Source organism: Paenibacillus sp. EZ-K15, from assembly GCF_002573715.1.
Classification (GTDB): domain Bacteria; phylum Bacillota; class Bacilli; order Paenibacillales; family Paenibacillaceae; genus Paenibacillus_AQ.
Map to the genome: position 1 here is coordinate 18,973 of NZ_PDHM01000012.1, position 24,776 is coordinate 43,748.

22 protein-coding genes are annotated in these 24,776 nt (G+C 50.2%); 18 read left to right on the plus strand and 4 right to left on the minus strand.

Annotated features, from left to right (window positions below; genetic code table 11):
• The first annotated feature begins 15 nt into the window (after nucleotides 1-15).
• Nucleotides 16-531: an adenine phosphoribosyltransferase gene (locus CRG97_RS08200; protein ID WP_076320441.1), complete on the plus strand. Its 516-nt coding sequence runs from the start codon at nucleotides 16-18 to the stop codon at nucleotides 529-531.
• 93 nt (nucleotides 532-624) lie between these two features.
• Here CRG97_RS08200 and uraA read toward each other — a convergent pair whose 3' ends face one another.
• Nucleotides 625-1,929 (minus strand): uracil permease, encoded by a 1,305-nt coding sequence (uraA, locus tag CRG97_RS08205; protein WP_098742584.1) that lies wholly within the window; start codon nucleotides 1,927-1,929, stop codon nucleotides 625-627.
• 301 nt (nucleotides 1,930-2,230) lie between these two features.
• On the opposite strand from uraA, the gene CRG97_RS08210 reads away from it, so the two are divergent.
• The 8 genes from CRG97_RS08210 (at nucleotide 2,231) to CRG97_RS08245 (ending at nucleotide 13,656) form a co-directional block, all read left to right on the plus strand.
• A complete protein-coding gene (locus CRG97_RS08210) occupies nucleotides 2,231-4,408 on the plus strand; it encodes a RelA/SpoT family protein (protein ID WP_098742585.1) in 2,178 nt (725 codons plus the stop codon).
• 192 nt (nucleotides 4,409-4,600) lie between these two features.
• On the plus strand, nucleotides 4,601-5,044 hold the full coding sequence (gene dtd / locus CRG97_RS08215; RefSeq protein ID WP_098742586.1) for a D-aminoacyl-tRNA deacylase: 444 nt from the start codon (nucleotides 4,601-4,603) through the stop codon (nucleotides 5,042-5,044).
• Nucleotides 5,045-5,544: 500 nt separating this feature from the next.
• Nucleotides 5,545-6,051 carry a type 1 glutamine amidotransferase domain-containing protein gene (locus CRG97_RS08220; protein ID WP_098742587.1) on the plus strand — a complete coding sequence of 169 codons (507 nt, stop codon included), beginning with the start codon at nucleotides 5,545-5,547 and terminating at the stop codon, nucleotides 6,049-6,051.
• Between the two features lie 82 nt (nucleotides 6,052-6,133).
• The gene (locus tag CRG97_RS08225) at nucleotides 6,134-6,589 is read left to right on the plus strand and encodes a hypothetical protein (protein WP_098742588.1); all 456 of its coding nucleotides are present in this window, start codon (nucleotides 6,134-6,136) and stop codon (nucleotides 6,587-6,589) included.
• Nucleotides 6,590-7,309: 720 nt separating this feature from the next.
• Nucleotides 7,310-8,563 (plus strand): histidine--tRNA ligase, encoded by a 1,254-nt coding sequence (gene hisS, locus CRG97_RS08230; RefSeq protein ID WP_098742589.1) that lies wholly within the window; start codon nucleotides 7,310-7,312, stop codon nucleotides 8,561-8,563.
• Nucleotides 8,564-8,609: 46 nt separating this feature from the next.
• Entirely contained in the window at nucleotides 8,610-10,385 is a 1,776-nt protein-coding gene (gene aspS, locus CRG97_RS08235) for an aspartate--tRNA ligase (protein ID WP_098742590.1), read from the plus strand.
• 35 nt (nucleotides 10,386-10,420) lie between these two features.
• The gene (locus tag CRG97_RS08240; protein WP_098742591.1) at nucleotides 10,421-11,176 is read left to right on the plus strand and encodes a tRNA threonylcarbamoyladenosine dehydratase; all 756 of its coding nucleotides are present in this window, start codon (nucleotides 10,421-10,423) and stop codon (nucleotides 11,174-11,176) included.
• 302 nt (nucleotides 11,177-11,478) lie between these two features.
• On the plus strand, nucleotides 11,479-13,656 hold the full coding sequence (locus CRG97_RS08245; RefSeq protein WP_098742592.1) for a HelD family protein: 2,178 nt from the start codon (nucleotides 11,479-11,481) through the stop codon (nucleotides 13,654-13,656).
• A 107-nt stretch (nucleotides 13,657-13,763) separates the two neighbouring features.
• Here CRG97_RS08245 and CRG97_RS33985 read toward each other — a convergent pair whose 3' ends face one another.
• Together CRG97_RS33985 and CRG97_RS08250 are read right to left on the minus strand one after the other, a co-directional pair.
• A complete protein-coding gene (locus tag CRG97_RS33985; RefSeq protein WP_272914356.1) occupies nucleotides 13,764-13,892 on the minus strand; it encodes a hypothetical protein in 129 nt (42 codons plus the stop codon).
• 34 nt (nucleotides 13,893-13,926) lie between these two features.
• A complete protein-coding gene (locus tag CRG97_RS08250) occupies nucleotides 13,927-14,214 on the minus strand; it encodes a hypothetical protein (protein WP_098742593.1) in 288 nt (95 codons plus the stop codon).
• Nucleotides 14,215-14,452: 238 nt separating this feature from the next.
• Between CRG97_RS08250 and CRG97_RS08255 the strand changes: the two genes are divergently transcribed.
• From CRG97_RS08255 to nrdG, 4 genes are all read left to right on the plus strand, one after another.
• On the plus strand, nucleotides 14,453-15,760 hold the full coding sequence (locus tag CRG97_RS08255; RefSeq protein ID WP_098742594.1) for a replication-associated recombination protein A: 1,308 nt from the start codon (nucleotides 14,453-14,455) through the stop codon (nucleotides 15,758-15,760).
• Between the two features lie 57 nt (nucleotides 15,761-15,817).
• Nucleotides 15,818-16,357: a PCYCGC domain-containing protein gene (locus tag CRG97_RS08260; RefSeq protein WP_098742595.1), complete on the plus strand. Its 540-nt coding sequence runs from the start codon at nucleotides 15,818-15,820 to the stop codon at nucleotides 16,355-16,357.
• Nucleotides 16,358-16,589: 232 nt separating this feature from the next.
• Nucleotides 16,590-18,824 (plus strand): anaerobic ribonucleoside triphosphate reductase, encoded by a 2,235-nt coding sequence (locus CRG97_RS08265; RefSeq protein WP_098743078.1) that lies wholly within the window; start codon nucleotides 16,590-16,592, stop codon nucleotides 18,822-18,824.
• Nucleotides 18,821-19,324, plus strand: coding sequence for an anaerobic ribonucleoside-triphosphate reductase activating protein (nrdG, locus tag CRG97_RS08270; RefSeq protein ID WP_098742596.1), 504 nt, complete (start codon nucleotides 18,821-18,823; stop codon nucleotides 19,322-19,324). Before CRG97_RS08265 ends, nrdG begins: the two co-directional genes overlap by 4 nt.
• A 72-nt stretch (nucleotides 19,325-19,396) precedes the next feature.
• On the opposite strand, the gene mnmA is transcribed toward nrdG, so the two are convergent.
• Nucleotides 19,397-20,506, minus strand: coding sequence for a tRNA 2-thiouridine(34) synthase MnmA (gene mnmA, locus CRG97_RS08275; protein WP_153047485.1), 1,110 nt, complete (start codon nucleotides 20,504-20,506; stop codon nucleotides 19,397-19,399).
• 300 nt (nucleotides 20,507-20,806) lie between these two features.
• On the opposite strand from mnmA, the gene cymR reads away from it, so the two are divergent.
• The 5 genes from cymR to CRG97_RS08300 all read left to right on the plus strand — a co-directional run bounded on the left by cymR (nucleotide 20,807) and on the right by CRG97_RS08300 (nucleotide 24,494).
• The gene (cymR, locus tag CRG97_RS08280) at nucleotides 20,807-21,226 is read left to right on the plus strand and encodes a cysteine metabolism transcriptional regulator CymR (protein WP_009592789.1); all 420 of its coding nucleotides are present in this window, start codon (nucleotides 20,807-20,809) and stop codon (nucleotides 21,224-21,226) included.
• Nucleotides 21,227-21,239: 13 nt separating this feature from the next.
• Nucleotides 21,240-22,385 carry a cysteine desulfurase family protein gene (locus CRG97_RS08285; protein WP_098742597.1) on the plus strand — a complete coding sequence of 382 codons (1,146 nt, stop codon included), beginning with the start codon at nucleotides 21,240-21,242 and terminating at the stop codon, nucleotides 22,383-22,385.
• A gap of 141 nt (nucleotides 22,386-22,526) precedes the next feature.
• The gene (locus tag CRG97_RS08290; protein ID WP_098742598.1) at nucleotides 22,527-23,048 is read left to right on the plus strand and encodes a PRC-barrel domain-containing protein; all 522 of its coding nucleotides are present in this window, start codon (nucleotides 22,527-22,529) and stop codon (nucleotides 23,046-23,048) included.
• Nucleotides 23,049-23,059: 11 nt separating this feature from the next.
• On the plus strand, nucleotides 23,060-23,269 hold the full coding sequence (locus tag CRG97_RS08295; protein WP_071222775.1) for a hypothetical protein: 210 nt from the start codon (nucleotides 23,060-23,062) through the stop codon (nucleotides 23,267-23,269).
• A gap of 157 nt (nucleotides 23,270-23,426) precedes the next feature.
• On the plus strand, nucleotides 23,427-24,494 hold the full coding sequence (locus CRG97_RS08300) for an AI-2E family transporter (protein ID WP_098742599.1): 1,068 nt from the start codon (nucleotides 23,427-23,429) through the stop codon (nucleotides 24,492-24,494).
• Nucleotides 24,495-24,776 lie beyond the last annotated feature (282 nt).

The window sequence follows — 24,776 nt, forward strand, 5'->3', positions numbered from 1 at the left end:
CAGGAGGAGATTATTTTGGATTTTAAAGATTATATTCGTGTCGTTCCCGATTTTCCGCAGGCGGGGATCAGCTTCAAAGATATTACTACACTGCTGAAGAATGGTGAGGTGTATCGCAAAGCCATCGAAGAATTGAAGATCTTGGTATCCGATCTTAAAATTGATGTGATAGCTGGTCCCGAAGCACGTGGATTTGTCGTGGGTGCTCCGCTGGCTTATGCTCTTGGAGTAGGATTCGCGCCCATTCGTAAAAGCGGAAAGCTTCCCTATGAAACGATTGAAGTGGGATACGACCTCGAATATGGAAAAGATCGCTTGGCGATGCATACCGATGCGATCGAGAAGGGTCAAAATGTATTGATTGCGGATGATCTTCTTGCAACAGGCGGTACGATTGCGACTTCGGTCAACCTCATTCGTCAATTGGGCGGAAACGTCGTTGGAGCTGCATTCATGATCGAACTGGCTGATCTCAATGGCCGTTCGAAGCTGGATGGAATCGAAGTATTTACATTGATGCAATACGAGTAATCGACAACAATCTTCCTGATTTTCCCGGGAAATAATAAACGCCCTGAGCAACCAGCTCAGGGCGTTTTTCGATTAGCGATAAGGCCGTTAGTTTCAATCCGGTGTTTTTTCCACGAGCGGCTCATCATTTTTTTCATTGGAGAGGCCGGTAATCTCGAAGACTTTGAAGAGGAGAGCCATGAGGACACCTACGATGGTAGCCAAGGCCATACCCTTCAGCTCGATGTTAGTGTTAGGGATCTTCAATGTTACGCCGCTAATCCCTGTTACCAGGACCAGCGTAGCCAGGATCATGTTGCTTGCTTTGGAGAAATCAACCCTTTGCTCAACAAAGATCCGAAGACCGGAAGCTGCAATAACCCCGAACAGCAACAGAGATACTCCGCCCATTACAGGCGTAGGAATGTTCGCTACAACGGCGGAGAACGTTCCTGAGAAGGAGAGCAGAATCGCGATAATGGCCGCTCCGGCAATTACGAATATCGAGTATACCTTTGTGAGTGCCATGACCCCGATATTTTCACCATAGGTGGTATTGGGTGTGGAACCTACGAATCCTGACAAAATGGTGGATATACCGTTACCGAGAAGGGAACGATGCAGGCCAGGGTCTTTGGAAAGGTCTCTGCCCACGATATTACTTGTTACCAGCAAATGCCCAATGTGCTCCACGATAACAACGAGCGCAACCGGAATGATGGACCAGATCGCGCCGTTATCAAATACCGGGGTTGTCAGCTCCGGAGCCGACAGGAATTTCGCGTTTGCGATTTTCTCGGTGTCTACCACGCCTAGAGCGAAGGAGAGAGCATAACCGACAACAATTCCGATTAGAATGTGAATGATTTTGGAGAAGCCGCGGAACAGGATGGCCCCGAATACGGTGACACCAAGAGTCGCGAGCGAAATCGTAATGATTTTAGGATCTATGGACTGTCCCTCTTCTGGTAAAAAACCAGCCATACCTGCTGCAACCGGTATAAGCTCAAGCCCGATCATGGCAATAATGGCACCCATGACCGCTGGAGGGAATACAAAGTCGATCCATTTGGTGCCTGCATATTTAACGATGAGAGCTACCAGACAGAAGATTATCCCTGTTACGATAAAGGCTCCCAAAGCCTTGCTATAGTTGGCTTCCGGATCGTCAGCCAGCACGACCAGAACCGGCGAGATAAAGGCAAAGCTTGAGCCGAGGTATGCCGGGATTTTTCCTTTACAAAAGAAAATATAGAGCAGTGTACCAATACCGTTCATCAGCAGAATCATGCCGGGATCCACGCCGAATAGGTTCGGTACAAGCACCGTACTTCCGAACATGGCGAACAAATGCTGCAGGCTCAGAAGGAAACCTGGACCAAACGGAAGTTTCTCATCAACTTGAATTTCTCGTTGCAAACCATTTCACTCCTCTTAGGACTTTAAATATAGGACCGTTCGCGTACGATCTTTAATAGATTAAATACAATCGTTCGTTTTTTCAACAATAATTTTTACAGTTCGTCAAAATATCCAATTGATGACAAGTTTTGATGTCTCCGCGCCGGAAACGGGCATACTATAAGTGTCTGAACGCTCGACATGTTGACGTATAACGTCACAAGCGTCATAATGATAGGAAAACAATCACGAGGGAACCTGCACGTTTTGACAAGGGCGGGTTCCATTTTATATAGAAAGGGAAGAGAAGGACTCCAAAATGGGCATAGAGCGATTACTCGAAAAGGCCAGCGCCTATATAAAAGAACCCGATCTTCTCCGCATCCAGGAAGCTTATGAATTTGCGGAGCAAGCCCACCACGGACAAGTGCGGAAATCGGGAGAACCTTATATTCTTCATCCGCTTGCGGTTGCAGACATCGTGGTAAATATGCAGATGGACACGTTGTCTATTATTGCTGCGTTGCTTCATGATGTCGTTGAGGATACAACTGTATCGCTTGAGCAGATCCGTGAGCGCTTCGGGGATACCTGCGCACTGCTGGTGGATGGTTTAACGAAACTAGAACGTATCCAATTTCGATCCAAAGAAGAGCAGCAGAACGAAAATTATCGTAAAATGTTCATCGCGATGGCCCGGGACATCCGGGTGATCGTGATTAAGCTGGCGGACCGGCTTCATAATATGCGCACTCTTAAGTATCAGTCCGAGGAAAGCCAGCGCCGTATTTCCTATGAAACGCTAGAGATCTTTTGCCCGATCGCCCATCGTCTAGGTATTTCCGCGATCAAGTGGGAGATGGAGGACATTGCGCTTCGTTACTTGAATCCGCAGCAGTATTACCGCATTGCGAATTTGATGCACAAGAAGCGGGCCGAACGTGAGCAGTATATCGACAATGTCATAGTCTGTATTCGTGAGAAGCTCGACGAGATGGGTATACAAGCCGACTTATCCGGCAGACCCAAGCATATCTACAGCGTGTTTAAGAAAATGACGGTGAAGAACAAGCAATTCAACGAAATTTATGATCTGCTTGCGATCCGCATTATTGTCGACAATATTAAGGATTGTTATGCTACGCTTGGCATCATCCACACCCTGTGGAAGCCGATGCCTGGGCGTTTCAAAGATTATATCGCCATGCCAAAAACGAATATGTATCAATCCCTTCACACGACGGTGGTTGGACCCAACGGGGAGCCGACGGAGGTTCAGATCCGGACCTGGGAAATGCATCGTACGGCGGAGTACGGTATCGCGGCACACTGGGCCTATAAAGAAGGTTCCGGAGGCAACGGAGGCAGCTTCGATAATAAAATGACGTTCTTCCGTGAAATATTGGAGCTGCAGCATGAGACGAAGGATGCCTCGGAGTTTGTAGAATCTCTGAAAATGGACTTTTTCTCCGATTTGGTTTTTGTGTTTACGCCAAAAGGCGAAGTGATCGAGCTGCCTTCCGGCTCCGTCCCTCTCGATTTTGCCTACCGAATTCATACTGAAGTAGGAAACCGCACCATTGGTGCCAAGGTCAACGGCAGAATTGTTCCGCTGGATCATCAGCTTAAGACCGGCGATATTGTGGAAATTTTAACATCGAAACATTCGTACGGGCCTAGCCAGGACTGGTTGAAGATTGCCCAATCTTCGCATGCCCGCAGCAAAATCAAGCAGTGGTTCAAGAAAGAGAAGCGGGAAGAGAACGTGGAGAAGGGGCGCGAGATGCTGGAGCGCGAGATCAAGCGCCTCGGTCTTGATGTGTCCGAGTGGACGACCGATGATAAATTAATGGAGGCGGCCAAGAAATTCGCCTTTAATGATATTGAGGATATGTTATCCGCGGTTGGCTTCGGCGGGATCACTGCCGCCCAAATCTGTACCAAAGTGACCGAGAAGCTCCGTAAGGAGCAGGAGGAAGCGAATCAGCTTGAATTGACCTCCGAGATGAAGGAAATCAAGCCGGCGGAGAAACGAAGCCGTCCGACGAACGGCGTACGCGTTAAGGGGATCGATAACCTGCTTGTGCGTTTCGCGAGATGCTGTAATCCCGTGCCCGGCGACGATATTGTCGGTTACGTTACCCGCGGTCGCGGCGTATCGGTCCACCGTTCGGATTGTGCCAATCTGCCGACCATGGATGAAGGCGAGGAGGCCGCACGCGTAATCGAGGTGGAATGGGAAACGGCCGTTGAGGCTAATTACAGCGTCGATATCGAAGTGACAGGCCATGATCGTAACGGGCTGTTAAACGAAGTTCTTCAGGCGGTATCAGAGAGCAAGACGAATATTTCCGCAGTGACCGGCCGATCTGACAAGAACAAAATGGCGATGATTCACATGACGATTTTGATCCGCAATACGGATCACCTCCATTCCGTTGTGGAACGAATCAAGCGGGTGAAGGATGTATATACCGTTCATCGAATCATGCAGTGATGGCACGGTTGCGTGGTTAACGGACTCTGGGGCTTCATGGACATGGACAGTCTCGGATGATTATACGAATGCGGTCTGTTATCCTGCGGGAGACAGGCCGTTTTATTTTAAGATATCAGAGTATAACGCGGTCTGTCTTCATAGAGAGTACATCGATAGACATTTTTCTTATGGAGAGAAGGAGCTAAACCTATGAGAGTGGTTATTCAAAGATGTAAGCATGCGCAAGTTACGGTTGACAATGAAATCGTAGGCAAGATTGAAGCGGGATTGATGGTGCTGGTAGGGGTGACGCATGAAGATGAAGAGAAGGATGCCAAATACCTTGCCGAGAAGGTTGCGGGGCTGCGAATTTTTGAGGATGAGGATGGAAAAATGAATTTTAGCGTCCAGGACGTGGGCGGAGCCATTCTGTCGGTTTCCCAGTTTACGCTCTATGGCGACACCCGCAAGGGAAAACGTCCGAACTTCATGGCCGCCGCCAAACCGGATGAAGCGAATGCACTCTACGAATCGTTTAACCGCGAGCTCATAGCGAAGGGGTTGCAGGTTGAGACCGGGGTATTCGGAGCTATGATGGACGTGTCGCTAACCAATTGGGGACCGGTAACCCTGATCATTGACAGCAGATCCTAAACGGTGAAAAGGGACGGGCAATATGCATCATATTGGAGAGATGGGGCATCCTGAGTGGATAATCGCTTGTTAGGTATTCACACAACAAAAGGAGCTGTGTTCTTATGCGTCAACCTCCCAAATTTTCCATATGGAGCAGTTTGCCTACGATGGTCGGGTCCGGAGACATAAGGGAAGCAGTGAGCACAGAACGCATGATTACGGCTTCGGAAGATCCTGTACAGCTAATCAGCATAAAGGGAAATATGCGAAAGCAGCTGCCGAGATCGTAGAACTGAATAGGATAGCGTATTGAGTCACTTCTGGTGACTACATAGCAGAGCCTGAGAACATTTCAGGCTCTTTTTTAATTCACTCATAAGTTGGGAGTCCTAACAATCCCTGTTATGACATGTAACTGAATGGTGTAGATCATGGGGCTTCCGTTCATTCCGCTGTTATAAAAAAGGCATTTTAGGGTAATAACAAATCGAGGACAATCATGAAAGGAGATATGCCAGATGAGTAAAGTTGCATTTCTACTAGCTGACCAATTCGAAGATTCCGAGATGAAAACTCCTTATGATGCCGTGAAGGAAGCGGGGCATCAAGCTGATATTATTGGATTGAAACAAGGACAAGAGGTAAAGGGTAAACAGGGCAAGGCATCGTATACAACGGATAAAGCCATTGCCGACGTCAATATAAACGAATATGATGCGGTGGTTATTCCAGGCGGCTCTTCTCCGGAAAATTTGCGTCTGGATTCCCATATATTGCAGTTTGTTACATCAGCGGATAAGGCAGGCAAACCGATTGCCTCAATATGCCACGGGCCGCAAATTCTAGCAAGTGCCGACCTGCTGAAGGGACGTACGATCACTTCCTATCCTCCGCTTCAGGATGACATGGTAAATGCCGGCGCAAACTTTAAGGATGAGGAAGTCGTTGTGGATCGCAATTTTATTACTTCCCGGACGCCGAAAGACGAGCCAGCCTTCGTGCGCGAGTTGTTAAAGGCACTGTAAGAAGAGAGTAGCTGTATGCTGTATGGTTGTCCATGTTATACCGGTTTTTCAAACAAGAGGGTTGAAAAAAGGAGGAATGGACATGTCTAGACAAATTCAAGCTTATTTCAGAACGGAAGACGACGCTGAAGGCGCAAGGACGAGGCTGTTAACGTACAACACAGAGCAGCTCGAGGTGGGACAGCTTCAGGATCCTGTTCGAGGTGGAGGCAATATCCTTGTGCCGCTGGTGCCATGGGGTAATTCCGGCACGGGTGGAGCGACTGCAGGGGCTACAACGATGGGAGCTCCAGGCGGAGTCGTCGGGGCTCCAGGAGTCATCGTGGGCTCCCGGGATGCCAATGACAGCCGCGATATTGCACAAGATCGGCCGCACGGCGATGACACGCCGGGCGACGCATGGCGCGAAGCGGACGTGACGGATCGGGACTATGATGATCTGAGATATACGCTGTCCGTTAAGGTAAGGGACGAGGATTACGATCAGATCGTACATGATTTGCGGGCAAATAACGCTTATGTGGAGCGATTTGATTAATTAGCGAAAAATGCCTGATTGGCGTTTGGATTCCCTAAGATGTTGGAGATTATCATTCGTATAGGGCATATTCATTAGTACACAAAAAGGGCTGTTCCGCTAATGGAGCAGCCTCTTTCGGTCCTTTTATTAAAAGCGCTTTCTCGCTTGTAACATAACTGTAATGTTTGTTCAATGTTCCTTTAATATTCCCTGTTTATAATAACAGCATGACCCCCTTTTTTATATAATATATGTTTTGGACCTACAACGTGGTTTGTAGGTTTTTTTCTTTTTTCGGGCAATTTCTACAAAGTTTCTTGACTTTAGTGTGGTAGTTCATTAGAATCTAAAAATATAATGTTTTGGGTATACTATATTTATGAATATTGGATTTCATGACGGGAACAAGTACTCCATCCCCACAAGACCAGAGAAGAATCCCTTGGCTGTAAGGATTCGCTTGATGAGTGGACGAATGACCTCCCCGAGAACAGACGGCGAAGCAAGCACCGGTTGACCGGTGGGATAGACAGTAGCCGAACTGCGCGGCCGGGCGTTAAACGGATGAAGCGGATGTTTGAACGCACTGATATATGGTGTGTCAACGCCGGAATGTGGGTGGTACCACGGGTGATTATATGAATATCTCTCGTCCCTGTTGTCTTAAGACAGCGGGGCGGGAGATTTTTTAGTTTTCACGACTTTTTGCGAAATGACTCCTTAGGAAGAGGGATGAAGATGGCAAACGAGAAATTCGAGAAACCGACAGGCACGCAGGACATCCTGCCAGGTGCCGTCGAGAAATGGCAGTTTATCGAGGAGAAGGCACGCGATTTGTGCCGGAGATACAACTACCGCGAAATTCGCACACCGATCTTTGAACAGACCGAGTTGTTCAAACGCGGTGTGGGCGAAACCACCGACATCGTAGAGAAGGAAATGTATACGTTCAGGGATAAAGGCGATCGCAGTATGACCCTCCGTCCAGAAGGAACGGCAGGCGTCGTCCGGGCTTACGTGCAAAACAAGCTGTATGGAGAGCCTGACGTCACGAAGCTGTACTACATGGGCCCCATGTTCCGCTACGAGCGTCCACAGGCGGGACGCTACCGCCAGTTCCACCAGTTCGGCGTAGAGGTGTTCGGGACTGCAGATCCGGCTATTGATGCTGAGGTGATTGCACTGGGTTACAGCTTCTACAAGGAGCTTGGGCTGAACGGGGTAAAAGCGGAGATTAACTCCGTAGGGACGCCAGAGGTACGGGCGGCTTACCGTAGTACATTACTTGCTTTCCTGGAACCGATGAAAGAGAGCCTATGCTCGGATTGCCAGTCACGCATGGAACGCAACCCGCTGCGCGTGCTGGATTGCAAGAAGGACCAAGGGAAGTTCGGTGATGCGCCTTCGATTCTGGACAGCCTGGATGAGGAATGCAGCATGCACTTTGAGAAAGTAAAAGGGTACCTGGACGCCATGGGCATCGAGTATGTGATCAATCCAAGACTTGTTCGGGGATTGGACTATTATACGCATACCGCATTTGAATTCAAGGCCCAGGGCATCGGCGCAATTGATACGGTAGGCGGCGGCGGACGATTCAACGGACTGGTCGATCAGATCGGCGGACCGGATCAGCCGGGCATCGGGTTCGGGATTGGTCTTGAGCGAATCCTATTGATCCTGGAGCATCAAGGTGTTAATCTGTCCGCGGCCAAGCCGCTGGATGTCTACCTGGTGGCGCTGGGTGAAGCCGCCGAGCAGGAAGTTGCAAAATTGATCTACGAACTGCGGAGCAATGGCGTAGCAGCCGAACGTGATTACCTCGGCCGGAAAATGAAAGCTCAGATGAAATCCGCCGACCGTCTGCAAGCTCGTTATACCGCCATTTTGGGTGAAGACGAACTGGCGCGCGGAGAAATTGCCCTGAAGTCGATGGAAACCGGCGAACAGCGTACAGTTAAATTGGATCGTCTGGTACAAGAATTGGTTTAATCGTCGCATGAAGCGACTTAATAATATTAAAGGGGAATGATAAACGATGAAAAGGACGCATCAATGCGGTCACCTGACAACCGCGAACATTGGAGAAACTGTAACACTGAACGGCTGGGTACAAACCCGCCGCGACTTGGGCGGCGTGCTGTTCATCGATCTTCGTGATCGCAGCGGCATCATGCAAATCGTATTTAACCCGGATTTCTCCGGCGAAGCTTTGGCTGTTGCCGATAAGGTCCGCAGCGAATTCGTCGTGGCCGTATCCGGTAAAGTCGTAAAGCGTGATCCTGAAACGTTCAACGCGAACCTGCCTACTGGCGAAATCGAAGTCCAAGTGACAAGCATTGAAGTGCTGAATGCAGCCAAAACACCTCCGTTCTTTATCGAAGACGGCGTGGAAGTGGATGAGCAGCTTCGCTTGAAATATCGATATCTGGACCTGCGTCGTCCAGAGATGCAAAAAACGCTGATGCTGCGCTCCAAAGCGTCTAAAGTATTCCGCGACTTCCTCGACGACGAGGGCTTTGTGGATGTGGAAACGCCGATTCTGACCAAGAGCTCGCCGGAAGGCGCACGCGACTATCTCGTACCGAGCCGTGTGCACGCAGGTGAATTCTTTGCACTTCCACAATCTCCGCAAATTTACAAGCAGCTCCTCATGGTGAGCGGGCTTGAGCGCTACTACCAAATTGCACGCTGTTTCCGTGATGAAGATTTGCGGGCTGACCGTCAGCCTGAGTTTACCCAGGTCGACATCGAGACGTCCTTCATGGAACGCGACGACCTGTTGAACATGATGGAGCAGCTAATGGTGAAGTTGTTCAAGGAAACTATCGGCGTTGAACTTGCAACGCCATTCCAGCGTATCAGTTATGCCGATGCGATGGGCAAATACGGCTCCGATAAACCGGATCTTCGCTTCGGTTTGGAATTGATCGAAATGAACGATATCGTTGCAAACAGCGGCGTCAAAGTATTCTCTTCCGTTATTGAAAAAGGCGGCGAAGTGAAGTGCTTGAACGCTAAAGGCTGCGGAACTTGGACACGTAAGGAAATCGACGATCTGGGGCCATATGCAGCCCGTTACGGAGCGAAGGGGCTTGCTTGGATTCAAGTGAAAGAAGGCGAGTTCAAAGGACCTATCGTGAAATTCTTCAGCGAGCAGGAAATTGAAGCGGTAAGAGAACGTACGGGAGCCGAAGATGGCGACTTGCTGCTGTTCTCCGCAGACAATAAAAAAGTGGTTGCCGATGTCCTGGGCGCACTCCGCTTGAAAATCGGACGTCAGCTTGGCCTGATCAACGACAACGAGTACAAGTTTGCTTGGGTGCTGGACTTCCCGCTGTTCAGTTATGATGAAGAGGCGAAGCGCTATGTGGCCGAGCATCATCCGTTCACCCGTCCAAAAGACGAAGATCTGGAATTGATGGATACGGATCCGCTTGCCGTGCGTGCGGAAGCTTACGACATCGTTCTGAATGGATACGAAGTAGGCGGCGGTTCCATGCGGATTTTCAAACGCGAGATCCAAGAGAAAATGTTTGCGGCTCTTGGTATGTCGCCGGAAGTGGCGCACGACAAATTCGGTTATCTTATGGGCGCGTTTGAGTACGGCACTCCTCCACATGGCGGAATCGCCTTTGGGTTGGACCGTTTGGTGATGCTGCTTGCCGGACGCACGAACCTGCGTGAAACGATTGCGTTCCCGAAAACGGCAAGCGCAACAGATCTGTTGATGGACGCTCCTTCCCAGGTGGACGGAGGACAGCTGGAGCAGCTGCATATCAAACTCGCCAAGAAGCCGGGCGACGAGAAATAAGTCCGTTGTTCTTGATAAAGGAGGTTGCTTGAATTATGCTGCACCAATTTTCCCGTACGGAATTAGCCATTGGTCCTGAAGGCCTTGAAGTGATGAAGAACAGCACGGTAGCCGTGCTGGGTATCGGCGGCGTGGGAGGCATTGCGGTGGAAGCCCTCGCCCGTTCCGGGGTAGGCCGTATCATTCTGATCGACAAAGACGTTGTGGATATCACCAACATCAATCGGCAGATCCATGCCTTAACGACCACGGTAGGTCAGAAGAAAGCAGACCTGATGGTTGAACGTGTCAAACTGATCAATCCGGAATGTGAAGCGATCGCCCTGAACATGTTCTACACCGAAGAGACGTATGAAGAGTTGTTTAAATTCGATCTGGATTATGTGATTGATGCGTCGGATACGATCATTTATAAAGTACATCTGATCAAGGAATGCCTGCGGCGCGGGATTCCGATCATCTCCAGCATGGGGGCAGCCAACAAAATGGACCCCACGAAGTTCCAGGTAGCCGACATCTCCAAAACGTCCATGGATCCGATTGCCCGTATTGTACGTACCAAGCTGCGCAAAGACGGCATCAAGAAAGGGGTTAAGGTCGTATTCTCTCTAGAGGAGCCGATGAAACCCCGCCAAGATGTTACGGAGAAGATCGTACCCGAGAATGCCCCTGAAATCCGGAAAGCGAAGCAGCCTCCGGCAAGCAATGCATTCGTTCCGCCTGTGGCCGGACTGATTATGGTTAGCGTAACGGTGAGAGAACTGCTCGAAAAAGGCGGGGTCTCGTTGTAACGATCCAGTAAACCTCGGATTGAGAAAACCATAGACAAACGGAAGGCAGGACGAAACGCGCCTTCGATCAAAACATAGAGTGGTTAATAAAATGCAGTGTCCAAAGCAATGGACGCTGCGTTTTTTTATGGTCATCGACGAAGCGGTTATAAATGGAAAACCGGCACCATGGATTTCCTGTGACAGAGCTTTGCTAGTATATCCGGGCCAGTTGTGCTACAATGAAACTCCTTTTTGTGTCACGGCCCTTAAAGCCAGACTTTCGATGCGAAAAAAATATGTTTCTTAGGAGGTAACTGAAAGTGTCAGAATCTTTTCAAAGTGCCTATCAAGAAGAAGAGTCAAGGCTAAACGAGGTAATCGTTGAAATTGACCGTCAGCTTGAACGTTTGCGCGGCATTCCGGTATACACGGGCCATGATTTTACGGAGCAGGTGCTCGAAGCAGGTCGAGAAGAGAAACGGCAGGCTCTCGCCAAAAGTTTGCCGGAGCCTTATTTCGGAAGGCTGGATTTTCAAGAGAGCGGAACCGGAGCGAAGAAACCGCTCTACATTGGGAAGATCGGCTTCGATAAGGAAGATGCCGGGGATCATCCGATGGTGATCGATTGGCGAGCTCCGGTCGCGAGTCTTTTTTATTCGTTTACGGGCGGTACCGATCCGGCATCGTTCGAAGCACCCGAAGGAATCATCGAGGGGCTGGTATATTTAAAACGCAACGTTGTGATCCGAAAGCAAATTTTGGAACGGGTATCGGATACGTACAATCGGGAAAGCGGCGGACCTGCCGTATCCGATGAGTTTCTGGTCTACCGTCTCGGAGAGAACAAGGATAACCGGCTGCGCGATATCGTATCCACGATCCAAGCGGAGCAGGACAAAATCATCCGGGCTGCCAAAAATACCGCACTCATCATCCAAGGGGTGGCGGGAAGTGGAAAAACGACGGTGGCGCTGCATCGGCTGGCTTATTTGCTCTATCAGTACAAGGAGCAGGTCACCGCGGAGAAAATGATCATATTCGCACCCAACCTGATGTTTCTGGATTACATATCCGACGTGCTGCCTGAGCTCGGAGTTGGCGATATACAGCAGCGTACCTTTGGCGATTGGGCAGCAGAGCTGCTCGATATTCAACTCGCTTCGGATGATCATGCACAAACGCTTCATCAATGGTTCGAGACAGAGCCGGGTCAGGGGACACCGGATATTGACGATAATGTCAGTGGGCGCTATAAAGGCTCATTGAGACTGATGGAGATCATTAGGCGCTGCGTGGATGCTATCGAAACCAAGGCTCTGCCGGACGGGGATTTCTCTCCATGGGATGGGGCCGTATTGAAACAGGAGACGATCGCGGAATGGTTCTACCAGGAATATAAACCATACCCACTGGCAAAACGGAAGGAACGACTGCTTGCCAGATTGCATCGCTGGGTCGAGATGGAGCTGAAGAAATCGCCATCAGCGGCTGTAATGAAAGAACGGAAGAAAAAAGCGACTCAACGAGAAAAAGCTTATGCCAACCGATGGCCGAAATTTGAGCCGGTCTCATTATATAAACAATTGTTTGGGGCGGCAAAGGCGACCGGAACGATGTTTGAAGAGCTAACCGCTCTGATTCCGTCCGACGTGCTCACGGCAACACGTAAAGATCTGAAGAAAAACGTGGTCCGCGAAGAGGATTTGCCTGCCCTGCTGTATTTCCACTGTTTGCTGAATGATATTACCGGTGAGCAGCGCTTTGACCATATCGTCATTGATGAGGCTCAGGATTTCTCGCCATTTCAGGTAGCTGTGCTGGACCTGTTCGTAAGAGGACATTCCTTCACCATATTAGGTGATTTGTCGCAGGGCATTCATGCCTATCGTGGCGTTCATGCGTGGGAAGAGATGAGCTCCCTGTTCAAGGAAGAGGAAACTGCCTATTTTGCGCTGACACGCAGTTACCGCTCGACGATGGAGATCATCGAATTTGCGAACGGCATTTTGGAGAAGGGTGTCAGCAGCGATCTGCTCGCCGTACCCGTATTCCGAAGCGGCGATGCCGTTCGCCTCATTCCTTATAATTCGGAGAAATCCAGAACGAGAGATTTGGAACGGGCGATGGAGGCACTCATCGCTAAGGAATATCGGACGGTAGCCATTCTCACCCGAACCTTGCGGGAAGCGCAAGAGCTGCATGAACAATTAATTGCTGCATGGCCGATGCTGAATCTGATCGATGGCAGCAAAGGAACGTATCAGGGGGGTTACTCCGTGCTTCCTGTTTATTTGTCTAAAGGGCTTGAGTTCGATGCGGTTGTGGTGGCAGATGCAGATCGGAGTCATTACGCGGAAAAAGCTTGGGATGCCAAGCTGATGTACGTTGGCTGCACCCGGGCACTGCATGAACTGTGGCTGCTGCATGGTGAAGCGCGTCCTTCTTATGTGACGGCAGACGCTTCAGATATTACAGCCATCGGCTGGCCCGGGGAGTAAGATAGGATTGTGTTACTAAGCGTGAAGAGGAAAGAACGGAAAATGTCCCGTGGGGTGGTACATGTCTGCATGTGCTTGTCTCTGCGGGTCTTTTTGTTGTGCTTGGCCTAACCAAGCATTTGGTAGGAGGAGCCCAGATTTTCGATAAACCGGATCAAAGTCCATACAGCGAGGATGGAACATGCAGTTGCCAGGATGATGAAGAGTGTCATTTTTCGCATAGGCTTTAGTTTCAATTCAATAGCCTCCCTTCGTGCGTGGTTGATACGTTTATAACAAGACCTCGTCCTCTTCCTCTTCCTCATTTCGGATGCCTTGCTTATACTCATAGAGAATAATGGAGGAACGGAAGAAGGCATACAGGCCGATCAGGAACTGCAAGATGAGGATGGTATACAATAGGTTTATCGCCAGCGCCTCATCGTCGAGGTATTCTGGCCCATAGATCTCCTTTAATAGATTGTTTTGATTAACATAGGTATAGAGTCCAAGTAAACTAATCCCCATATTCATAGCCCCTTTAGATAAATTGCGTTTGGACTTCTTGCGAGTCGTCATAGCCACTCTCCTTAGATAAGACTTCTCTATAATTTCCTATAATAAGTAACGCTCCGGAAAGATAAAAGTTGGTTATCATGTTAAACGAGCAGCGAATATCGATGGGTATCCGAACCACTAGCGTGGATGTCCAAAGGCTTGCTACAGGCATGACAAATTTGAATATGGTATGATAGAGTGTGACGGATTTTTGAAACCGGCTTATCTTTGCATTGATATCAGACAAGGAAGTGTAGTTATGGATTTATTCAGTATCGGGCGTGAAGGGGACCGGGATTCCAGGCTGCTGGCCGATCGGATGCGCCCTTCGTCGCTGGATGAATATATAGGACAAGAACATATTATCGGACCGGGGAAACTGCTCAGACGAGCCATAGAAGCAGACCAGGTCTCTTCCATTTTATTGTACGGCCCGCCGGGGTGCGGCAAAACAACGCTGGCGCATATTATCTCCCAGCAAACGAAGGGGTACTTCGTTCGGCTAAATGCGGTGGAAGCCTCGGTTAAGGACGTCAGGGAAGTCATTGAGCAAGCCCAGAGCAACCGCAGCCTGTACGGCACCAAAACGATCCTGTTTCTGGATGAGGTGCACCGCTTTAACAGTTCAAGACAGGACGCGCTGCTGCCTGCCGTGGAGAACGGCACGATTATATTTATAGGCGCTACGACAGAGAACCCATTTCATTACGTAAATGGGGCCTTGATGAGCCGTTCAACCTTGTTCCAGCTTGAGCCGCTGACTAAGAACCATTCCATGATCGCCATGCAGCGCGCGTTATCCGATCCGGATAAAGGACTTGGATTCATGGATCTCCAGGCAGACGAGGAAGCATTGGAGCATATTGCAACCATGGCGAACGGCGACATCCGCCGTGCTCTGAACGCCCTCGAATTAGCGGCCATGACCACGCCCCCGGATGAAAGCGGCAGGGTTCATATTACGCTCGAAGTGGCCGAGGAATCGATACGCAAGCCGCTCGTCAAGGCGGACGAGTCTACGCAGTATGACGTGCTGTCTGCCTTCCATAAAAGCATTCGAGGTTCCAGTGATGCGGCCTTGTTCTGGTTCCTGTATGCGGTCGAAAAGCTAGGGATGGACCCCATGGTGTTCATCCGCCGCTTGATTGCTGCCAGCAGCGAGGATATCGGGCTGGCTAATCCGCAAGCGATGGTGCAGGCGGTAAGCGCACTGGATGCCTACCGGAATAACGGCTGGCCGGAAGCCAAGCTGAACATTGCCCAGGCGATTCTGTTTGCGGTGGAGAGCCCCAAATCGGATGGCGTTGTGACCGCCATATCCCGGGCGATGTCCGCCATGGATGAAGTGAAATCGGCTGAGGTTCCGCTTCATCTCCGTGATGCGCATTACTCGGGGGCGGTGAAGCTGGGACATGTCGGCTACAAGTACCCGCACGATTATCCGGGCCATTACGTGAAGCAGGAATATTTGCCGAAGGAGCTCTCCCGCCGGGTGTTCTATCAGGCGACGGAGCAGGGGAATGAAGCCAAGATCGCACACAATCAGCGATTACGACGCGAAGAATAGGGTCTTACAGTAATAACGGAACCAATGGCCGCTAGTTTAGCTAAATGGAGGAAACGAATGATGAAAACAGGGAAACAACGGTTTGTCATCCTGCTGCTGTCCGCTGGTCTTATGCTGAGCGGCTGTTCGGGGAAAAACGCCCAGGAGCAGGTCGAAAGTGGACAGGCAACCGAGGCAGCGCATGAGCACGGACATCAGACGCAGCTGGCCAACGGGGATATTCAGGAGGCGACGGCTTCGATTGATGAGCTGCCTATCTTTTTGAAGAGCCAGACCAGCGAGCTGCAAACGATCTATGCCTTGTCCGCGCAGGTCAGTGATGTCCTGAAATACATCCCTTGTTATTGCGGCTGTGGGGACAGTGCCGGTCATGAGAGCAACCTGAATTGTTTTATTGATGAGATCCAGGAGGACGGCACCGTCGTGTGGGACGATCATGGCACCCGCTGCGGGGTGTGTTTGGACATTGCCGTGGAATCTGCCAAAATGAGCAGCGAGGGCAAGAGCCTGACGGATATTCGGACCGCAATCGACGAGAAATACAGCACAGGCTATGCGAAGCCGACACCAACTCCAATGCCGCCCGCCGAAAGTTAATTCTACTGTAGATAAACAAGAAGGTACCCGATGTGATCGATGGATCACTCGAGTGCCTTTTTTCTGTTGGGTATAAGGCCTCCAAGGCTGTTTTCAGGAATCGCCTGATCCGTTTCTCAGACTGACCGCCGTGATCTATCTCACAGCATTAAACTATATATGGATGTAAATTTATAAAACGAAACTATATATAGTGTGTTGATGATCTAAGGAGAAGGAGTTGATCGATTTCATGAAAGTCATGAAGAGAGACGGGTGCCTGGTGAATTTTGAGATAAACCGGATTGTGAATGCAGTGGATAAAGCGTTTATAGCCGTTGAGGGTGTGTCCCGCATGGAGGCTTCCCTGCAGATTGGCGATGCGGTTGTTCGTGCCACCGCGGAGATGGAGCAGGTGAGTGTGGAGGATATTCAGGATATCGTTGTCGAGCATTTGCAAAGTACAGGTTATGCAGAGGCTGCGGCAGCTTATCAACATTACAGGGAAACCCGTGACCTGGAGCGGATGCGGCGGGGAGAGCTCTACAAGATCAGCACGGATGTGATTGGGGTAACGAATCTGGATCTGCTGCGGGAGAATGCGAATCTGAACGGGGAATCCTTCAGTGGAAAAATGAGTCGGATCGGCTCCGAGTACGCCAAATGGATGGCAAGCAAATTCATCCTCCCTGGAGATCTCATGAGAGCGGTGAGGGATGGTTATGTGTATGTGCACGACCTGGACCAGTATGCACTCGGAACAACGAACTGCATTTTCATTCCGTTTGACCGACTATTGGCCAAGGGATTCAATACCGGTAACGGATCGGTTAGGCCGCCGCAGAGCATCATGACCGCGATGGCACTGGTGGCCATCATTTTTCAATCCCAGCAGAACAGTCAATTCGGCGGCGTGTCCGGAAATAAAATCGATTGGGATCTGGCCCCGTATGTCGGTAAATCGTTTCGTCGGCATTTTCGCAAAGGGCTGGCCTACTTCGGAGAGGTAGAGCAGGGAGATAATAGACCCGGTGAACGAGTTCTTCTGGATAACGAATTATACATAGACAATGAGCAGTTGAAAGAAACTTATCCGCGAATATATCACTATGCATATAACGAAACGGTGAATGAAGTAAAACAGGCCGCGGAATCCCTGATCCACAATCTGAACACAATGAGCAGCCGGGCCGGCGGACAGATCCCCTTTACATCGCTGAACTATGGCATGTGCACGTCAACCGAAGGAAGGCTGGTGTCACACGCTCTGCTGGATGCCACGATGAGAGGGCTCGGCGGGGGAGAGACGCCGATATTTCCGCAGCATATTTTCCAGTGCAAGCAGGGGGTTAACCAGGCGGAAGGGGAGCCCAACTACGATCTGTTCCTGAAAGCCGTTGAGTGTTCCAGCCGCAGGCTCTACCCGAATTTTGTCAACGTGGATGCATCGTTTAATCTGGTCTACTATAACCCGGACGAGCCAGACACGATTATTGCCACCATGGGCTGCAGGACCCGGACGATTTCAGACCGGTTCGGGCGAAACCGTCTAAGCGGCAAAGGCAATTTATCCTTTAATACGATCAATCTGGTTCGTCTCGGCATTGAGCATGGCATTATCGAAGGCAAACGGGATATGCCGGATCTGAACCTCTTCTACGAGCAGCTGGATCAGTATTTGACGATTGCGGTAGAGGGTTTGATTCATCGTTACGAGCTGCAGGCCGACCAACCGGCCAAAGCGTCAGATTTTATGATGCGGGAAGGCGTGTGGGAAGGCGGCGAGGCACTGGCACCGGAGGATAAGGTGCGCGAGCTCATCAAGCACGGAACCCTTGCGCTTGGATTTATCGGGCTGGCTGAATGCCTGAAGGCGTTAACCGGGCTGCATCACGGAGAAGATGAGACCAGCCGCGGTCTGGGAATCGAGATCATCCGGCATATGCGTCAGTTTTGCGATGCAGCCAGTGAAAGATATAACCTGAACATTACGTTGTTTGCCACGCCGGCAGAAGGGTTATCGGGGAAATTCACGAAGCTGGACCGGCAAACCTTTGGTGTGATCGAGGGTGTCACAGATCGCGAGTATTATACGAACTCGTTTCATATTCCGGTGTATTATCCGATGGCCGCGTACCGCAAAATCCGTTCCGAGGCTCCTTTCCATGAGCTGTGTAATGCAGGAGCGATTTCGTATGTGGAGCTGGACGGCAATGCCCGGCAGAATACGGCTGCTTTTCGGGACATCGTTCAGTTTGCCCTTCAGCAGAATATCGGATATTTCTCCGTAAACCATCCCGTCGATCGTTGCCCGGCATGCAATTACGAAGGAATCATCGGAAGCTCTTGCCCTGGATGCGGAGCCTCGGAGGCGGATGGGAACTTCCAGCGGCTGCGCAGGGTGACGGGATACTTAACAGGCAATTATACAGAGCGCTTCAATTCGGCTAAGCAGGCTGAGGTTAGGGATCGGGTGAAGCATCTGTGAATGTGTGCGGATATATCCCCGAGAGCATTAATGAAGGCCCAGGAGTTCGGGCAGTTCTATTCGTGAGCGGCTGCCGTCATGCTTGCGCCGGATGTTTTAATACGGATTCCTGGGACTTTGAAGCGGGGGAGCCGTTTACAGAAGAATTGTCCGCGTCCATACTGCAGGATATCAGCGACAACCCTTTGCTGGATGGCGTGACCTTATGCGGTGGGGACCCGTTCTTCTCGCCGGAGGAATGCACGGCATTTGTACACAAGCTCAGGACCATGTGTCCTGGGAAAAGTGTATGGGCCTACACGGGCTTCACCTTTGAGGCGCTGATGAGGCAGCAGAAGCTGCGCGAATTGGCGAAACAGTGTGATGTTATCGTGGATGGCAAATTCCAGTTGGAGCTAAGGGATGTCTCGCTTCCCTTTCGAGGCAGCTCGAATCAGCGATTAGTTGACGTAGCCGTCAGCCTAGAATGCGGAGAAACAGTAGAATATGTTCTTCGCTAACATGTAAAAAAAGCACACACTATACGGAATCTTCCGTGTTAAGTGTGTGCTCTTTTCGTTTAGGCCGGCGGATTAATATGGAACTTTATCCGCCGTTTCGATCGTTCCCCCGCCAAGGCATTCGTCCCCTTGGTAGAAGACGACGGCTTGTCCTGGCGTGATTGCTTTTTGCGGCTTGGCAAAAGCGATATGAACGGTTCCATCTTCGCGCGGAGTTATCGTTATCTCTTGATCCGGCTGACGGTAACGGAATTTCGCGGTGCAGGTAAAGGCGTCTTTGGGCATAGCGTCTTGTCCTGCAATCCAATTGATTCCGGAGGCAACAAGTCCGGTTGAATACAAACTCGGATGATCGCCTTGAACAACGTACAGAATATTGTTAGTTAAATCCTTGTCGGCAACAAACCAAGGCTCTCCGGAGCCTGAGCCGCCAATGCCAAGACCTTGGCGTTGTCCCAGCGTGTAGTACATCAAGCCATCATGGCGGCCTTTCACTTCACCGGTGACAATGTCCACCATATCGCCGGATTGGGCGGGGAGGTACTGTCCAAGAAATTCTTTGAAATTACGTTCGCCGATGAAGCAAACGCCGGTGCTGTCTTTTTTCTTGGCGGTATACAGTCCAGCTTCCTCAGCGAGTCGGCGAACTTCCGGTTTCGGCAGATGCCCGATCGGGAACATTGCTTTGGAGAGCTGCTCTTGGCTCAGCGCATTAAGGAAGTAGGTTTGATCCTTATTGCTGTCGACGCCGCGCAGCAGCCGGTACTGTCCGTCCTCCTCGATGACGCGGGCGTAATGGCCGGTAGCCACATAGTCGGCTCCCAGATCCATGGCCTTATTCAGAAATTCACCGAATTTGATTTCACGGTTGCACATGACATCGGGGTTCGGCGTTCTCCCGGCTTTATATTCATCGAGGAAATAGGAAAATACTTTATCAAAGTATTCCTTCTCGAAATTGACGGTATAGTAGGGAATGTCGAGCTGCTCGCACACGCGGCGCACGTCTTCAGCGTCCGCTTCAGCTGTGCAGTAGCCAAGCTCATCGGTATCATCCCAGTTTTTCATAAAGATGCCGATCACTTCATAGCCCTGCTGTTTAAGCAGGAGCGCTGTTACGGAGGAGTCGACTCCTCCCGACATGCCGACAACGATACGAGTGTTATGTTTTTCTTTTGACATCGTTATCACCATTTTCATATTGAATTGTGCCCATGGAGGTATTTTAACATATTGGAACAAGGTTCACACGTTTCATTTTGTCCACTCAGCGTGAACATTTTTCGGGTTTCCGGCTGGAATATTACCCATTGAGGTCCAGGATATGTTACCATAAGCTGAGGGTAATGATCGGAATACGGAGAAAAATACAGGATAAGCTGATTCACGCGTAGATTACGCCGTATTTGTCGCTAAACCCGCCACCTACAATTCATGTACAGGATGGACATAATATACAAATTACCGAAAGAGGTGTCACCTTTGAAGATTTCAACAAAAGGAAGATACGGATTAACGATTATGATGGAGCTGGCCGCCAGGTTTGGTGAAGGGCCGACTTCGCTGAAGAGCATTGCCGAGAAGAACCAGCTGTCGGAACATTATCTTGAGCAGCTGATCGCACCGCTGCGGAATGCGGGACTGGTCAAAAGCATCCGTGGCGCATACGGAGGATATATCCTTTCCCGTGATCCGGCATCCATAACGGCAGGAGATGTAATCCGCGTGCTGGAAGGACCGATATCCCCTGTGGACTTCACGGAAGAGGACGATCCGGCGAAGCGGGATCTATGGCTTCGTATCCGCGACAGCATTGCTGAAGTGCTCGATTCCACGACGCTGGACTATCTGATCAACTATCATGAACAGTCTGCTGCAGACAACTATATGTTCTATATATAAGGGTGAGACGGATATGAGATCAGTATATTTGGATCATGCCGCATCAACCCCGGTCCATCCGGAGGTTGCTGAGCGGATGATGAATGTGATGACAAGCCAGTACGGCAATGCTTCAAGCGTTCATGCTTTTGGACGGGAAGCGAAGAAGATCGTCAACGGGGCGCGTGATCGAATTGCGTCCCTTTTGGGATGCCAATCGGACGAGCTGGTGTTCACCGGAGGCGGCACCGAAAGCGATAATTTGGCTATACTGGGATTGCTGGAGTCGCTTGGCGTGAAGGGAAAGCATGTGATTACGTCGGCCGTTGAACACCATGCGGTGCTTCATACATGCCATGAGCTAGAACGGCGGGGCTGTGAAGTTACCTATGTCCCCGTCGATTCTACTGGGCGTGTCTCTGTGGAGGACATTGCGGGGGCGATTCAGGACAACACGGTGCTGGTCACCATCATGTATGGCAACAATGAAGTAGGCACCGTTCAGCCGATCATCGAAATCGGCGAGCTCTGCCGCAGCCGGGGCATCGTGTTTCATACCGATGCTGTTCAGGCATTGGGATCGGAGGCGATCAACTGCCGCGAGCTGCCGGTGGATATGTGGAGTTTTTCCGCCCACAAAATCAACGGACCCCAAGGCGTCGGAGCATTGGTTGTCCGCAGAGGACTCAGCGTATCTCCACGTCTGTTCGGAGGGCTGCAGGAGAAGAAACGCCGTGCCGGAACAGAGAATATGGCTGGCATCGCCGGTTTTGCGGCAGCAGTGGAATGGACCGTTAAGAATATGGAGACGCGTATCCAGAATTATCGCGAGCTGAGATCGACGCTGCTTGAAGGGCTTCGTCAGGAGATTGGCGAGAATGCTTTTGTGATCAACGGAAATTCGGAACATTACCTACCTCACATCCTAAATATCAGCTTTCCCGGTGCCAATACGGAGACGATGCTGATGAACCTCGATATGGAAGGAATTGCGGCGGCAAGCGGCTCGGCTTGTACGTCGGGATCTCTGGAAATATCCCATGTACTCCAAGCAATGAAACTTTCTGATCCTGTTTTGCGCTCCGCGATTCGTTTTAGTTTCGGTTTGGGTAATACTACTCAAGAAATGGAGCACACTGCCCAAAAAATTGGAACCATCCTTAATCGGTTACGTAAATAGATGTTAAGGGATTTCTCCTTCTAGAGAATAGGGGGTATGCGTTCGTCCATTTCATCCTTGGAAATTGCCCGTTTAGGCTAACGAAATGTTGACCGGCGGCTGATTTCAAACCATGAAGGATGAGGAGGTGTCCACTGCAGTATGAAACTTCAAGAAATGATTGGACTGGCTGTATTCGACGTGGAGAACGGTAAGGAAATCGGCAAAATCCACGATTTTATACTAGATGAGAACTGGTTGATTACCGGGTTGGAGCTGGAAGGCAAGGCTTTGTTTTCCTCGCATGTGAAAAGCGTCTCATGGGAAGATATCGTAGCATACGGGGAAGATGCCGTCATGATCCGGAGCCAAGAGGCTGTCCGCAAGGTGGGCGCCAATGATATACCGCTTACGTACCTTTTGGGCAAGCGCAAACTGAAAGAGATGCAGGTCTTGACAGAGGACGGTATCCTGCTCGGACGTATATCGGATGTTTATTTTGAGCAGGAACAGGGCAATACAATACTAGGGTTGGAAATATCCGATGGATTTGTCTCGGATTTGATCGAAGGTCGCAAATGGCTGCCTTGCACAGCGGAGATGGCTATCGGCGAAAGTGCCGTTATGGTACCCCCGATGAGCGAACAGCGTCTGGAAAAAGCCATTAATTCTGTGAACGGATAGGGTGAGGTAGGATGAAATGTCCAAACTGTAGTTCCAAAGATATCGGGAAAATCGGCTCCCACCAGTTTTATTGCTGGGGTTGCTTTATCGAATTGACAGTCAACGGAGAGAAAATGTCCGTATACCAGGTAGAAGAGGATGGTACGCTCAGCTCGCTGGATGATTTGTTCTTCGGTGATGAAATGCAGCCGGATTTCCCTCCTATGCACGCGTCTTCCTAAGAACGCGTACATATAGTTAGATAACGACTCCTTGCTGAAGGCCTATATGGCTGAGCAGCAGGGAGTCTTTTTCATGTTGGCCTGCGGAAATGTTAGTTTATTTCTGGAAGCTTGTACATATACTACAGGGTAGCTTTCGAAAAAGGAGGGTGCCTGTGTGGAACAGCTGACCGAGAACAAATGGTTTCGATTGTTGGTATGGTTAATGCTTGGACTCATCTCTCTTTACTTTGTCTGGCTGCTGCGTCCGCTGTTTCTGGATGTCTATCGATTTCTCAAGGCTGTACTGGCTCCATTTCTGGTTGCCATGATCATATCTTATGTGCTCAATCCGGTAGTATGCATGCTCTCCGACCGTAAAGTTCCGCGGAGCATGGCGGTGCTGCTCATCTATGCCGTCTTTCTGACGTCACTTACCGTCATTCTGATCAATATGATTCCGATCCTGATCCGGCAGCTGGAGGAGCTCAACGAGCATTTGCCAGAATTATCGATGAACGCCCAGAGCCTGATGACCAATCTGGACAGCAGGCTGCTGCCCCCAGGAGTAAGGACAGGCGTCAACAGCTGGTTCTTGCAGATGGAATCAAGGCTGGCCGGGGGAATTTCGGATTTCATGGACAATATCGGCAACACCATCAACATCCTGTTTAATGTGTTAATTGTTCCGTTCCTGATCTTCTACATATTAAAAGATTTTGAGGTGTTCCAGCGAACCGCCGTATCCTATCTGCCGCGGAGCCGCCGCAAGTCGATTGTCACGCTGCTGAAAGAGATCGACACGGCCCTAGGGAATTACGTCCGCGGACAATTCCTGGTATGCTTAATTATCGGCGTACTGGCTTATGTGGGGTACATGATCGTGGGTATGCCCTACGCGCTGCTATTGGCAAGCATCGTGGCGGTGTTTAACATCATTCCCTATTTGGGCCCCTTTCTCGGCGCGGCTCCAGCGCTTGTGATGGCATCTACGATTTCCTGGAAGATGGTGCTGCTGGTGGCGGTGGTTAATATGGTCTGCCAAACGCTGGAGAGCAATGTCATTTCGCCGCAAGTGGTAGGAAAAAAGCTGCATATGCATCCGCTCCTGATCATATTTGCACTCCTTGTCGGTGGGCAGGTGGCAGGAACCGTGGGCTTAATTTTGGCTGTTCCGGTCTTTGCCGTCATCAAAGTGCTGCTGCAGCATTTTTTCGCCTATTATGTCAGAAGGAAATCCGGCTGAAGGCTCCAGTCTACAGCCGCAATGCTCATGCATTGACAGATAGTTTCACTCTATATATACTTGAAATGATAAACCTATAACCGTACAAATCGATGAGAAAATCCAGTAGGCTTTGTGTACCTTGCCCAGAGAACAGGTTCCTGCCCGGACAATTTCCGGCTGGCTGCGAGAACCTGGAAGCGAACCTAAGCCGAATGCTAATTTTTGAGTGTGATTCAAATTCACCGGGTGGCTCCCGTTATCCAGCTGTTACGAGGCGATCGTTACATATGTTTTTCCAGG